The sequence below is a fragment of the Aeribacillus sp. FSL K6-3256 genome, assembly GCF_037965805.1.
GTDB lineage: Bacteria > Bacillota > Bacilli > Bacillales > Aeribacillaceae > Aeribacillus > Aeribacillus composti.
Window position 1 is genome coordinate 752,771 of the sequence record NZ_CP150188.1, and the last position, 14,233, is coordinate 767,003.

The window sequence follows — 14,233 nt, forward strand, 5'->3', positions numbered from 1 at the left end:
ATTCAGCCTGATTATATGTTAAAATAAAATATAAGTTTCTGAATTGGAGGATGTTCCATGGATCGGTTTGAATTAGTTTCAAATTACCAGCCTCAAGGAGATCAGCCGAAAGCTATCAAAGAGCTGGTGGAGGGAATCAGGCAAGGAAAAAAACATCAGACATTGTTAGGTGCAACTGGAACTGGCAAAACGTTTACGATATCCAATGTGATTAAAGAAGTGAACAAACCGACGCTGGTCATTGCCCATAATAAAACGCTTGCCGGACAGCTGTATAGCGAGTTTAAAGAATTTTTCCCGAACAATGCAGTTGAATATTTTGTCAGCTATTATGACTATTATCAGCCGGAAGCGTATGTTCCGCAAACAGATACGTATATTGAAAAAGATGCGAGCATTAATGATGAAATTGATAAATTAAGACATTCGGCCACCTCTGCATTGTTTGAACGGAAAGATGTTATTATTATCGCAAGCGTTTCTTGCATATATGGTTTAGGTTCGCCAGAAGAATATCGTGAGCTGGTCGTAAGTCTTCGTACAGGAATGGAAATCGAGCGCAATGACTTGCTGCGCCGTTTAGTGGATGTGCAGTATGAAAGAAATGATGTAGATTTTCGCAGGGGAACTTTTCGCGTGCGCGGGGATGTAGTGGAAATTTTCCCTGCTTCGCGCGATGAACATTGTATCCGCGTGGAATTTTTCGGAGATGAAATCGACCGCATCCGTGAAGTTGATGCGCTGACAGGCGAAATTATTGGAGAGCGGGAGCATGTAGCGATTTTCCCGGCATCACACTTTGTGACAAGAGAAGAAAAAATGAAAATTGCCATTGCTAATATTGAAAAGGAGCTTGAGGAACGGCTGCATGAACTGCGGGAGAATGGAAAGCTTTTGGAAGCGCAACGGCTCGAGCAACGGACAAGATATGATTTAGAAATGATGCGGGAGATGGGCTTTTGCTCTGGGATTGAAAACTACTCCCGTCATCTTACATTAAGACCGCCCGGTTCGACTCCTTATACGCTTTTAGATTATTTTGGAGATGATTTTTTGATCGTCATTGACGAGTCGCATGTGACGATTCCGCAAATCCGCGGGATGTACAACGGCGACCAGGCGAGAAAACAAGTGCTTGTCGATCATGGATTCCGTTTGCCTTCAGCACTTGACAACCGTCCGTTAAAATTTGAGGAATTTGAAAAGCATATGAAACATGTCATTTATGTTTCTGCCACCCCTGGGCCGTATGAGCTGGAGCATACGCCGGTTGTTGTTGAACAGATTATCCGCCCGACTGGACTTTTAGATCCAACCATTGACGTCCGACCTGTTGAAGGGCAAATAGACGATTTAATCGGCGAAATTCAAAAGCGGGTTAAACGGAATGAGCGGGTGCTTGTGACCACATTAACGAAAAAAATGGCGGAAGATTTAACGGATTATTTGCGGGAAATCGGGATTAAGGTGACATATCTCCATTCCGAAATTAAAACGCTCGAGCGCATTGAAATTATCCGCGACCTGCGCCTTGGCAAACATGAAGTGTTGGTCGGGATCAATTTGCTCAGGGAAGGGCTTGATATTCCGGAGGTCTCTCTCGTTGCAATTTTGGATGCAGATAAAGAAGGATTTCTCCGTTCGGAACGTTCTCTTATTCAAACAATCGGACGGGCGGCTCGGAACGCAAACGGGCATGTCATTATGTATGCTGATACAATCACAAAATCGATGGAAATCGCCATAAACGAAACAAAACGGCGTCGTGCGATTCAAGAGGAATATAACCGTCAACATGGCATTACGCCAAAAACGATTCAAAAAGATATTCGCGATGTAATTAGGGCGACATATGCAGCGGAAGATGAAGCAGAATATAAAACGGAAAAGGCTGTGAAGCTGAACAAAATGTCGAAAAAAGATCGAGAACAACTGATAGCCCGTATGGAAAAAGAAATGAAAGAAGCTGCAAAAGCATTAGATTTCGAAAGAGCTGCTGAATTGCGCGATCTAATTTTGGAGCTGAAAGCGGAAGGATGATTGGATATGGCAATGGATAAAATTGTTGTAAAAGGTGCACGCGCTCATAATTTAAAAAACATTGATGTCACGATTCCAAGAGACAAGCTTGTCGTTGTAACAGGTTTATCGGGATCGGGTAAATCTTCTTTAGCATTTGATACAATTTATGCAGAGGGACAGCGGCGATATGTGGAGTCTTTATCTGCCTATGCCCGCCAATTTTTAGGACAAATGGATAAACCTGATGTCGATGCGATCGAAGGCTTATCGCCGGCCATTTCGATTGATCAAAAAACGACAAGCAGAAATCCGCGTTCAACGGTCGGAACGGTGACAGAAATTTATGACTACCTACGGCTTCTTTTTGCCCGTGTCGGGCGGCCGACATGTCCGGTGCATGGGATAGAAATTTCTTCGCAAACAATCGAACAGATGGTTGACCGGATTATGGAATATCCGGAACGGACAAGACTGCAGGTTCTTGCGCCTGTTGTGTCTGGAAAAAAAGGAATGCATGTGAAAACATTGGAGGAAATAAAAAAGCAAGGGTTTGTCCGCGTGCGGATTGACGGAGAAATGATGGAGCTTACCGATGATATTTCTCTTGAAAAAAATAAAAAACATTCCATCGATGTCGTTGTGGATCGGCTGATCGTGAAAGAGGGGATTATAAGCCGGTTGACCGATTCAATTGAAACAGCTTTAAAATTAGGTGATGGAAAAGTCATAATTGACATCATCGATGGCGAAGAGCTGCTTTTCAGTGAACATCATGCCTGCCCGATTTGCGGTTTTTCGATTGGAGAGCTTGAACCGCGGATGTTTTCCTTTAACAGCCCGTACGGAGCTTGTCATGCTTGTGACGGCTTAGGTTCAAAACTAGAGGTGGATTTGGATCTCGTTATTCCAAATAAAAACTTGACATTAAAGGAACACGCAATTGCACCGTGGGAGCCGACAAGCTCTCAATATTATCCGCAGCTTCTTCAAGCGGTTTGCAACCATTACGGTATTGATATGGACATTCCAGTTAAAGATATACCGAAACATCTGCTCGATAAAATTTTATTTGGAAGCGGCGGGGAAAAAATTTATTTTCGCTATGAGAACGATTTCGGACAAATCCGGGAAGGCTATGTAGAATTTGAAGGTGTGGTCCGCAATATAGAACGGCGCTATAAAGAAACGACATCTGATTTCATACGTGAACAAATGGAAAAATATATGACGAATCAGCCGTGTCCGACATGCAAAGGGCATCGACTGAAAAAGGAAAGTCTGGCTGTTCTTATTAACGGACGCCATATCGGACAAGTCACTCAATTATCTATTCGTGAAGCCTATCAGTTTTTTGACCAATTGGCATTGACAGAAAAAGAAATGAAAATTGCCAATTTGATTTTAAGAGAAATAAAAGAACGGCTGAATTTTTTAATTGAGGTAGGTCTTGATTATTTAACATTAAGCAGATCAGCTGGTACGCTCTCTGGTGGAGAAGCGCAAAGAATCCGTCTTGCCACGCAAATCGGATCAAGACTGACAGGAGTACTTTATATATTGGACGAGCCGTCTATCGGTTTGCATCAACGGGACAATGACAGGCTGATCCGTGCTCTTCAAAATATGCGGGATATCGGCAATACGTTGATTGTAGTTGAACATGATGAAGATACGATGCTTGCAGCTGATTATTTGATCGATATTGGGCCGGGAGCTGGCGTGCACGGCGGTCAAGTTGTAGCTGCGGGTACACCAAAAGAAGTGATGAATGATGACCGTTCGCTTACAGGACAATATTTGTCAGGGAAAAAGTTCATTCCATTGCCGGTCGAAAGAAGAAAACCGGATGGTCGGTATATTGAAATAAAAGGAGCAAGCGAGAACAATTTAAAAAATGTAAATGTCAAATTTCCTTTAGGTGTATTTTTGGCAGTAACAGGTGTATCTGGTTCGGGGAAAAGTACGTTAGTCAATGAAATATTGCAAAAAGGCTTGGCGCAAAAGCTGAATAACAGTAAAACAAAACCTGGTGCCTATAAAGAAATGAAAGGGATTGAACATCTCGATAAGGTCATCAGCATTGACCAATCTCCGATTGGAAGAACGCCGCGTTCAAATCCAGCTACGTATACCGGCGTATTTGACGATATTCGTGATGTGTTTGCAGCAACGAATGAAGCGAAAGTAAGAGGCTATAAAAAAGGACGCTTCAGTTTTAATGTGAAGGGCGGCCGCTGTGAAGCATGCCGAGGCGATGGAATCATTAAAATTGAAATGCATTTTCTTCCAGATGTATATGTTCCGTGTGAAGTATGCCACGGAAAAAGATATAACCGGGAAACTCTTGAAGTCACATATAAAGGAAAAAATATTGCGGATATTTTAGAAATGACTGTGGAAGACGCACTTCAGTTCTTTGAAAATATTCCAAAAATCAAACGGAAGCTGCAAACCATTTACGATGTAGGACTTGGTTATATGAAACTTGGTCAGCCGGCTACGACAATGTCCGGTGGGGAAGCACAACGGATAAAGCTTGCTTCAGAGCTGCATCGCAGATCTACTGGAAGATCGCTGTATATTTTAGATGAACCGACAACAGGGCTGCATGTTGACGATATTGCTAGACTCTTGAAGGTTTTGCATCGGCTTGTTGAAAACGGAGATACAGTTCTTGTAATTGAGCATAACTTAGATGTGATTAAATCAGCTGACTATATCATCGACCTTGGACCAGAAGGCGGGGACGGCGGAGGAACAATCATTGCAACGGGTACCCCTGAAGAAGTGGCAGAAGCGAAACAGTCTTATACAGGAAAATATTTAAAACCGATTTTGGATCGGGATCGGGAGAGAATGAAAAATTTCATTTTGAAAAAAGAGGCAGCGGCAAACAGTTAAATAGGCTGTTGCCAGTCTCTTTTAAATGACGAAGAATGTTCCTGAAATTCCTGAAACGGATGGTTTTATTCCATCGGTTTTCAGGAGATGAGTTGTAGATTTTTACTAGCCCTTTCAGCGAAAAATCGAGGAAATACTGATTTTCTTTGATATATGAACATTTCGCATAAAAACAGAGCTTGGGGCTGTCCGATAAGTCCCTAAAATGAAGCAAGTGGAGAAAAACAATGCGTTTCTCTCCACTTGCTTTTATATTTTTTCGATTTTTATCTGAAAGTAGCTGGCGGATGCCGGCTACTTTCAGGAAGTTGTGGGCTAATGCCACAATCCCAAACTCAACATGTACTTTGTCGAGCCCCCGTAAAGAAAATCTGCGGAACGACCGATTGCCCTTGATGTGACCGAACACACTTTCTGCCTCGACTTTGCGTCGAGCGTAGATGGCGGCTTTCTCTTCACATTCAAGGGCTGTTTTGGCCTTTGCTTTCATTTCTTCGAAGATGGGATTCCAGTGAACTTGACGATTTCCCTTCGCTTTTGTGCATTTCGCTTTCAATGGGCAATCGGTACAATCTTCACATTCGTATATTTTGAAGCTTTGTTCATAGCCAGATGGATTCTTTTTGTTTTGGTATTTTTTAAACGTTACTCTCCTTCCATTCGGGCAAATAAAACAATCATCCTCTTCACAATAGGTCCAGTTTTTGGCATTTTTAATGTCTTTTTTGTATGTACGTGTTTGTTCTTTTACATAGCTCCCATAAGGAATTAGAAACTCAAACCGGGGCTCTTTCTCATCACCAACTGCATATACATAGTTTTCTTCACTACCATAGCCTGCATCCGCAATAACTGTTTGGGGCATCGGTAATGAAGTGGAGGCTAGCTTCTCCATATGTGGGATAAAGCAACGTGTATCGGTTGGTCGTTGATGAATGGTATAAAACAAGATAAACTGATTCTCTGTCCCGATTTGCACATTATACCCTGGCTTCAGTTGACCATTTTTCATATGATCTTCTTTCATTCGCATAAAAGTTGCGTCTTTATCCGTTTTTGAATAGCTGTTACGATCGCCAAAGATTTCATTCTGTTCCTTGTATTTGGCTAGTCGAGGTAAAAAATTTTCTCGAATCCGTTTTAAAGGTTTTTTCCATTTCTTGCGTTCTGTTCGTTTTTCCTTCCGAACTTTTGTATCAGATTCCTGTTCGATTTCCTCTGTTAGGATTTCGACTTTTTCTTCTAATTTTTGAGCGATGGCTTCCAAGTTCTGTTCCGTGATTTCTGGATCTTCTTTCGCCTCTTTTTGTGCTGTTCCTGCTTCTAATTGGGTTAATTCTTGAATGTACTGAAGTGTTTCTTGAATTTTTTCTCTTACCTTCGCTTCAAATTTCAAGGTTGATTTTTTCCACACGAAAGAATACTTATTGGCATTGGCTTCAATTTTAGTACCATCCAAAAAGTAGTTTTCCATCGTGATGTAATTTTCTTCAATCAGCTTCAGAATCATCGCTTCAAATAACTCATCCATTAGGACCTTCATCCGTCCGCCTCGGAATTCGTTGATTGTCCGGAAATCTGGTTGTTGCATCGCTGAAAGCCACATGGCAGGAATATTTTCTTTAACGAGTTTTTCGATTCCTCGACAAGAATAAACCTTTTGAGAATAAGCATACAGAATGATTTTCAGCATCATTTTGGGATGATAGGAGCTTCTGCCGCCGCCTTTATAATGAGAAAACAATTGTTCATCTGGTATCGCCTCCACCATTTCGTCCACGACACGTGCCACGTGATGTTCGGGTATGAGCGATTCAATATCATAAATCATTTGAACTTGACGGTTGTCATATGGTTTGAAAGTAGGGGCTAAATTTCTTTTAGCAGGAGTTTTTTCTTCTTTTCCATCTAGAGGAAGTGTCATTTGTGTGTTATAATTTTCAGGAGTAATCATTTGATTGCTCATAAAAAATCGTCCTTTCTGTAATGTTGTGTCGCAACTTCATTTTACTAGAAAGGACGATTTTTTTGTGCATTTTTTTTAAAAGTGAAAAAATGAGGGGCTCCAAAAAGTCAGTTACCCTGACTTTTTGGACAGCCCCTTTTTTTATAAACTGATGTTTCTCCTATCATTCATTCAAATTCATAATTTTGAAGACTCGATGAATCGGATTCTCCGGCGTCTTAGTTATTGTGCTCACGATGTCTACAATTACCGAATGTATTGAATATCTTTGATGCATTGCTAATTCATAAAAAAGCTGACCCAAAAAAAATATTTGACGGCCTTGGATCAGCTTTTTTAAAATCAGTCCCTGTGAAAAGAAGGCATTATATAAATTATTTATTTTCCATTTCTTGAATGGCTGTTTGAGCCAATTTAGAAATCGTCATATCATCCATTGGCGGATTGTGAAGCCCTGCTCTCACATCACGATAATACCGCTGCAGCGGATTTGACAGTTGAAGGCTTTTTGCTCCAACTAGTCTCATCGCCTTATCGACAATGTTGATGGCTGAGTTCGTCACAATATGCTTCGCAACACTAAGCTCGTTTGTAATGTATGGACGGCGTGCTTCATCATCATAAATTTCTGCTACGCTATACAAGAAATGTCTAGCTTTCATTAATTCTAAGTCAATCTGACCGATTAAATTTTGTACATTTGGCAATTGGCTAATGGTTCCATTTATACTATTTGGAGAATATTCTGTCGCAAATTTCACTGCATAATCACGCGCCGCCTGTGCAATACCTAAATAACAAGCGGGAATATGCAGAATCCAACCATTTATTGTATTTCCTCTCGGTCCATGGTTTAGCTCTACAAAATTTTCTTCTGCTACTTCAACGTTATCTAACACAAGATCGTGACTTTCTGTTCCTCTCATGGCGATAACGTCCCAATTTTTTTCAATTGATAATCCCTTTGCTTCTCGTTCAATTAAGAAAAATCCAATTCCTTCCTTTTCTTCAACCCATGCAGATACAAGAAAATGTGTCAGCACAGGTGACATAGTAGTATATGTCTTTCTGCCCGAAATAATCCACTTGCCATCTCTTTTCACTGCTTCCGTTTCAGGGCGCCCGCCGCGGGTTGGACTGCCTGTTTTTGCTTCACTAACTGCTCTGTTCACCAAAGCGCCGTTTAAAATTTCTTTTGCAAAAGAGGCAAGCTTTTCTTCCCTCCAAAGTTTTTTCTCATACAACTCCCCAACGACGCCCAGATGCCAACCGATGGCTAGGCCTGTAGCACCATCAAAGCTAGCAATGGTTTCTTGGAATAGAACTAGATCTGTAACACCAATGCCGCCGCCTCCATATTCTTTTGGCAGCGAGAGCTTCGTATACCCCATATTGACAAGCGCTTGGATATTTTCTTTTGGAAACTTTGTCTTTTCATCGCTTTCCCTAGAATGACTTTTAAACGACTCTTCATGCTTTAACAGCTTTTCGATCCACAATCTTTGCGCATCCGTTTTCACAAATAATTTTTTTGACACGTTCCACACTTCCTTAAGCAAACTCTGTTCAGATTAATATTTTAATAGGTTCAATGAACTATTAAATTTACGAACATTTTCCATTATAACAATTTAATTCATACTTTACAACTAGGAATAGTTGTGTTATAGTTTAGATTATTCAATTAACCCAATGTTTTGATATTTTTGATAATAAAGAGAGGTGATTCGTATAATCGAATTAAAGGACATTCAAAAAAGCTTTAAAAAAATTCAATTCTTAAAGGAATTGATTTAAAAGTAAACAAAGGGGATGTCCTAGTTATTATCGATTCAAGCGGATCTGGGAGAATCACCCTTCTTCGATGTATGAATGATTTAGAAAGACCTGACGGAGGTACTATTACTATTGATGTGTTTTCCGTGGAAGGAAAACATGCGTCAAAAAAAGTCATTTTAACGCTAAGACGAAAGACCGCAATGGTTTTTCAGCATAATAATTTATTTAAAAAATAAGACGGTGCTGGAAAACGTAATGGAAAGTCTTATCGTTGCAAAGAAAATGAAAGCTGCCAAAGCGCGTAAAATTGGCATTGATTTACTTAAAAAAGTTGGCCTGAAAGAGAAAATGAATGACTATCTTGGCCAGCTGTCCGGCGGTCAACAGCAGCGTGTTGGTATAGCGCGAGCACTTGCTTTAAACCCTTCCGTCATTTTATTTGATGAACCTACTTCCGCGCTCGATCCTGAGATGGTTGGAGAGGTTTTGTCGATTATTAAAAAAATTGCTGATGAAGGCAAAACAATGGTGATCGTAACTCATGAGATTCACTTTGCAAGAGAAGTAGTGAATCGTGCTGTGTTCATGGCAGACGGCGCCATTATTGAACAGGGACCGCCTGAAGAAATATTAGTTCATCCAAAGCATGAGCGAACAAAACAAATTTAAAAAAGGCTTCTAATAGAGCCTGAATATACTATTTTAAAATTTACATGGGGGGAAAATTACTGCATGAATCGTAAACGTATTTGGACAAAATTCTTTTTATTCATTTTATCTATTTTCGTCATCGCTGGTTGTTCGAACAGTGAAAGTAAAGAAACTGATGACGGCAAAAAAGTGATTAAAGTGGCATTAAGTGATGAAGTAAATCCACCATTTTTATATACGGATGATCAAAATAAACCTATCGGTTATGATATGGATTATTTAGCGGAAATTGAAAAGAAATTGCCAGAATACAAGTTTGAGTATACGTTTGGAGAAGAAGAATCGAATTTAATCGGGGTTGACACAGGAAAATTCGATTTTGCGATTAACTGGTTTTTCAAAAATCCGGAAAGAGAACAGAAATTCCTTTATCCAGAACATGAGTATGGATACTCTTTAACTGTATTAGTGACGAAATCAGATCGAAATGATATTAAATCGTTAGATGATATGGTTGATAAAAAACTCGCTCCAATGGCGCCAAGCGGTGGACTTCGTGCTATTTTAAACGGGTACAACGAAAAGAATCCAGATAATCCGATCGAGATTGAAAGTATGGAAAATCCGTCAGCAGCAGATAACTTAAAACGTGTTGCTGAAGGAAAAGCAGATGCTGTCTTTTTGAACAAAACTACATTTGATGCTCTTCAAAAAGAGCTTAAATTGGATTTGAAAATAGGTGGTATCGTTTCGAAAGAGCCAGTTTATATTGTTTATAACAAAAAACATAAAGAACTAGCTGAGAAAATTGACAAAGCAACTGCTGAATTAATTGAAGACGGTACGCTTCCGAAACTTGCTGAGAAATGGTTTGGTGTAGACTTTTTCAAAGACCTTGACTATATTAAAAAAGAAGGATTCCAATACGAGAAATAATCAAAAACCGTATTGAATGATTAATTAATCATTCAATACGGTATATTTAAATTCGTATATATTTCTTAATGAAGGTGGTGAGCAAAATTAACACGAGTTTACAAGATTGGGCAGATTTATTTTTGAAAGTGTTAGATAAGCTCCCTCTAACATTGTTCATGCTGGTCACATCTTTATTTTTCGCTTTAATTTTAGGTGTTATTATCGCGATTATTCGAATCCAAAAACCGCCTATCCTTTATGGAATTGCAACATTTTACTTGTCATTCACACGTTGTACTCCGTTATTAGTTCAGCTGTTTCTTGTCTATTTCGGACTGCCTCAATTATTGCTAGTTTTTAATATTGATATTAATAGTTGGAACAGACTTGTTTTTGTTATTATTACATTCTCATTTCATACAGCAGCTTATTTATCAGAAGTTATCCGTTCAGCTTACTTAGCTGTCGGCACGGAGCAATTAGAAGCAGCATACAGCGTTGGCATGACGTATACACAAGCTCTAAGGAGAATTATTTTGCCTCAAGCTTTTGTCATTTCATTGCCTAATTTAGGCAATAATATTATTGAATTGTTAAAAGATACATCACTTGCCTTTTCGATCGGTATTATTGATATTATGGGGCAAGTTCGAATTATTTTAGGGAATAATCATGGTATGGGAATGTTTGAGATTTATGTCGTGATCTCTCTTGTATATTGGGGTACTTGTATCCTCATTGAAGGTATTATCGGCTATGCCGAAAAAGTGTTTAAAAAAGGTCGAGTTAGTTTATCTAAGTAATTTTTTGCTAAGGATCGTGATAACTCGTGGCAACAACTATTGATTTTAAATTTGCTTTAGAGCAAGTGCCTGAAGTGTTAAAAGGTGTGCCAGTGACATTGTCGATTGCCATTGTTGCGATGGTGCTTGGACTTGTATTCGGGCTGCTTATTGCTCTTTGCAGAATATATAAAGTTCCTGTACTAAATCAATTGTCCATCGTTTATATTTCTTTTATTCGGGGAACACCGTTAGTTGTCCAATTGTACGTCTTTTTCTACGGTGTTCCGGTATTGTTTGATTTTCTTAATCATCATTTCGGATTGAATTTAAATGCGGATGAAGTTCCGACGATGATTTATGCATTAATTGCTTATACAATCAATACAGCTGCTTATGAGGCAGAAATATTCCGCGCATCGATCAATGCAGTAAACGCTGGACAAATGGAAGCTGCGTACTCAGTCGGCATGACAACTGCACAAGGATTATATCGAATCGTCCTGCCTCAAGCATTCGTTGTGGCTTTTCCGAATTTAGGCAATACGTTTATTGGACTGATCAAAGCAACATCTTTAGCTTTTGCTGTAAAAGTCGTAGAAATTTTAGCCATTACAAGAATTATAGCAAATAATGGATATAAATTTTTAGAAATGTATTTAGTTGCATCGATCATCTACTGGATTATTTGTTGGGTATGTGAAGTCATATTTGCCAAACTCGAAAAGAAAATGAGCCGTTATGAAAAACGGATGGATCTAAAAACAACTGCATAATCGGATGAAATTTTCCTAATTTACGGAAATATTAAAAAAACACCAAATGACATTGAACCAATTGAAAAAAAGAAGCCCCACATGTGTAAACATTGCACGTTGTGGGGTCTTTTTACAAAAAAATTAGGTCGAGATAATTAATTGTTTTAAATTTATCCCTTGATCGCTTCATGGCTTTTCGGACTAGTTGCTGCACTATTTAAATTTTCGGTTGTCCTTCAGTTTCTTTTATAGATGAAGATACGATTTGGTGAAATTTTTCCTATATAAAGTATGAATTGTGCTGCGAACAAAGTGTGGACTAATATGATACCGCAGTGCGCGTTTCGTGATAATTGCTTGGTGGACAAATGAAAAATTCGCAGCTTTTGTACAAAAGCTGCGTTCATTGTAAATGCCAGTTTCCAACTAATTGCACACAATTTGTGCTAATAAATAAATGAAAACATATTTCTCTAGCAAAAAATTAAATTTATTTAGCATGAAAAAATGCCCTGACATCGTTCGAGAAAGGAGAACGGCCTTTTTCTTACATTGTGTCATAACGTATGCAGGGCTGTCCATAAGTCAGTTTTCTGCTTATGTAACAACCCCTTTCAGAAAAAATTATATAAACGATCATGAAACATCCATTCCAATTCAAGAAAAATTCATTTTACAAAATAACGAAAAAATGGTATAATTTTCTCCGTGAGTTTAATTTTATTGTACATTTATGTTAGGAGAGGAAAGGACAATTCCTCTTCTAACAATTTCTTCTTCTAATAAAACGATAAACTCTTCACTAGCCTCGATTTGAATGGCTTCATAATAGGCTTTCATTAACAGGTAATCAGATAAAAGATACAATGAGTTCATTTGAACTGCTGCCCCTCCTTTCTGTTAAAATAAACAAACGTTTACGTCAGGACAGAAAGACGAGTCGTCTAGGGCGAGCAAAATATGAAAATTCAGAAAATATAAAGCCTATCAACTCCTTTCCCATTTGTGTAAAGAATGTTACCAAAATAGTGAAAAAATGTCAATCTGTTTCATACTTTCACATAGAAAGTGTTATAATAATTTGTAAATAGAAAGTGAAAAGGACGAATTTCGATGTTTATTAGATGGTTGACAAGCATTTTATTAAATGCACTGATTTTGATTGTTGTAGCTGGGTTCTTTGATTCGTTTTATTTAAGCGGAGTTGGAGCGGCTATTGTAGCCAGTATGATTTTGTCAGTGTTAAATGTTTTTGTGAAGCCGTTTCTAATATTATTGACATTGCCGATTACGGTTTTTACTCTCGGAACATTTTTATTTGTCATCAATGCAGTTACGTTGATGATTGCCCAGGCAATAATGGGAGATGCCTTTAATATTGATGGCTTTGGAACTGCCCTCCTCGCCTCCATCTTCATTTCGTTTTTGAATCTGCTCATTCAATTGGTGTTTATGAACCGTTTTAAAGACTAATGAAAAAGATTTTTTCATTCATATCTCCTATCGTTTCGGGAATGATACGAATAGGTGATATAAATGAAAAAAATCTTTCCTCTTATTATTTTTGTTTTCATGATTTTATCTCCCGCATTTCCTAACTTTGAGCTTGCAGCTTCGCCAAATGATTCAAACGTCTACACGATCGTATGGCTTTCAGACACTCAATACTATTCGGAAAAATACCCTCATATTTTTCGTAATCAAATGGACTGGATTGTGCAAAATCGCGATAATTGGAATATAAAATATGTTGTTCATACCGGTGATATTGTCAACCGTGCGGAAAAGAAACAGCAGTGGGTTCAAGCAGACCGCATGTTCCGAAAACTGGAACAGGTGTCTATTCCTTATGGAGTGCTTGCGGGCAATCACGATTTAGTAAACGGAAAATCATATAAAATGTTTCATCAATATTTTGGTAAAGATCGTTTTTTCACAAAGCCTTATTATGGTGGGGGATATCGGAATAATCGAGGGCATTACGATTTAATTACGCTCGGACATCAACATTTTCTTTTTTTGTATATCGGCTGGCATGTTGACAAAGACAGCATCAGCTGGATGAACGAAGTCTTAAAACGTCATTCAGACCGAACAGCAATCATAGCTGTCCATAAATATTTGCATAAAAATGGAAAACGAACGCTGGTTGGAAATCGTATATTTCGCAATATCGTCAAAAAGAATCCGAATGTAAAAATCGTTTTGAGCGGCCATTATGATGACAGTGAGTTATTAAAAACAAAAATTGATGATGATCATGATGGGACTCCTGATCGGATTGTTTATGAATTATTGGCGGACTATCAGGGGGCTCCTGAAGGAGGAGAAGGCTTTTTACGCTTGCTCCATTATTTTCCGAGTCGCTCCAAATTTTATGTCCGTGCATATTCACCTTATTCCAACAAGCATTTTTTTTTCTCTCCTAAAAAAGAAGAGTTTTGGATTGAATAGCC

The 14,233-nt window shown here is 38.7% G+C and carries 10 protein-coding genes and 1 pseudogene; 8 read left to right on the top strand and 3 right to left on the bottom strand.

The genetic code is table 11. From position 1 onward, the window contains the following. Positions 1-57: 57 nt before the first annotated feature. Positions 58-2,040, top strand: coding sequence for an excinuclease ABC subunit UvrB (uvrB, locus tag NSQ84_RS03590; RefSeq protein WP_063389184.1), 1,983 nt, complete (start codon positions 58-60; stop codon positions 2,038-2,040). 6 nt (positions 2,041-2,046) lie between these two features. After that, complete coding sequence (gene uvrA / locus NSQ84_RS03595) at positions 2,047-4,923, top strand: excinuclease ABC subunit UvrA (protein WP_063389183.1); 2,877 nt, start codon at positions 2,047-2,049, stop codon at positions 4,921-4,923. Here the strand turns inward: uvrA and NSQ84_RS03600 are convergent. Both NSQ84_RS03600 and NSQ84_RS03605 read right to left on the bottom strand, forming a co-directional pair. Continuing rightward, positions 4,889-6,889: an IS1182 family transposase gene (locus NSQ84_RS03600; RefSeq protein ID WP_339212221.1), complete on the bottom strand. Its 2,001-nt coding sequence runs from the start codon at positions 6,887-6,889 to the stop codon at positions 4,889-4,891. The genes uvrA and NSQ84_RS03600 overlap by 35 nt on opposite strands. 374 nt (positions 6,890-7,263) lie before the next feature. Further along, positions 7,264-8,427 (bottom strand): acyl-CoA dehydrogenase family protein, encoded by a 1,164-nt coding sequence (locus tag NSQ84_RS03605; protein WP_094245201.1) that lies wholly within the window; start codon positions 8,425-8,427, stop codon positions 7,264-7,266. A 193-nt stretch (positions 8,428-8,620) separates the two neighbouring features. Between NSQ84_RS03605 and NSQ84_RS03610 the strand changes: the two are divergent. From NSQ84_RS03610 to NSQ84_RS03625, 4 genes and pseudogenes are all read left to right on the top strand, one after another. Further along, a pseudogene (locus NSQ84_RS03610) lies at positions 8,621-9,337 on the top strand (amino acid ABC transporter ATP-binding protein). A gap of 63 nt (positions 9,338-9,400) precedes the next feature. Then, positions 9,401-10,255 carry an amino acid ABC transporter substrate-binding protein gene (locus NSQ84_RS03615; protein ID WP_063389181.1) on the top strand — a complete coding sequence of 285 codons (855 nt, stop codon included), beginning with the start codon at positions 9,401-9,403 and terminating at the stop codon, positions 10,253-10,255. 86 nt (positions 10,256-10,341) lie between these two features. Further along, positions 10,342-11,040, top strand: a complete 699-nt coding sequence (locus tag NSQ84_RS03620; RefSeq protein WP_235600504.1) for an amino acid ABC transporter permease — start codon at positions 10,342-10,344, stop codon at positions 11,038-11,040. Positions 11,041-11,066: 26 nt separating this feature from the next. Then, entirely contained in the window at positions 11,067-11,795 is a 729-nt protein-coding gene (locus NSQ84_RS03625; RefSeq protein WP_339212222.1) for an amino acid ABC transporter permease, read from the top strand. Between the two features lie 702 nt (positions 11,796-12,497). On the opposite strand, the gene sda is transcribed toward NSQ84_RS03625, so the two are convergent. Beyond that, complete coding sequence (gene sda, locus NSQ84_RS03630; protein ID WP_094245206.1) at positions 12,498-12,653, bottom strand: sporulation histidine kinase inhibitor Sda; 156 nt, start codon at positions 12,651-12,653, stop codon at positions 12,498-12,500. Positions 12,654-12,890: 237 nt separating this feature from the next. On the opposite strand from sda, the gene NSQ84_RS03635 reads away from it, so the two are divergent. Next, the gene (locus NSQ84_RS03635; RefSeq protein WP_063389178.1) at positions 12,891-13,250 is read left to right on the top strand and encodes a phage holin family protein; all 360 of its coding nucleotides are present in this window, start codon (positions 12,891-12,893) and stop codon (positions 13,248-13,250) included. Between the two features lie 63 nt (positions 13,251-13,313). After that, entirely contained in the window at positions 13,314-14,231 is a 918-nt protein-coding gene (locus NSQ84_RS03640; protein ID WP_339212223.1) for a metallophosphoesterase, read from the top strand. The last annotated feature ends 2 nt before the right edge of the window (positions 14,232-14,233 follow it).

Bases quoted from the DNA above. Each gene is read 5' to 3' on its own strand.
- NSQ84_RS03600 (WP_339212221.1), bottom strand. From the start codon at position 6,889: ATGAGCAATCAAATGATTACTCCTGAAAATTATAACACACAAATGACA.
- uvrA (WP_063389183.1), top strand. From the start codon at position 2,047: ATGGCAATGGATAAAATTGTTGTAAAAGGTGCACGCGCTCATAATTTA.
- uvrB (WP_063389184.1), top strand. From the start codon at position 58: ATGGATCGGTTTGAATTAGTTTCAAATTACCAGCCTCAAGGAGATCAG.
- NSQ84_RS03640 (WP_339212223.1), top strand. From the start codon at position 13,314: ATGAAAAAAATCTTTCCTCTTATTATTTTTGTTTTCATGATTTTATCT.
- sda (WP_094245206.1), bottom strand. From the start codon at position 12,653: ATGAACTCATTGTATCTTTTATCTGATTACCTGTTAATGAAAGCCTAT.
- NSQ84_RS03615 (WP_063389181.1), top strand. From the start codon at position 9,401: ATGAATCGTAAACGTATTTGGACAAAATTCTTTTTATTCATTTTATCT.
- NSQ84_RS03635 (WP_063389178.1), top strand. From the start codon at position 12,891: ATGTTTATTAGATGGTTGACAAGCATTTTATTAAATGCACTGATTTTG.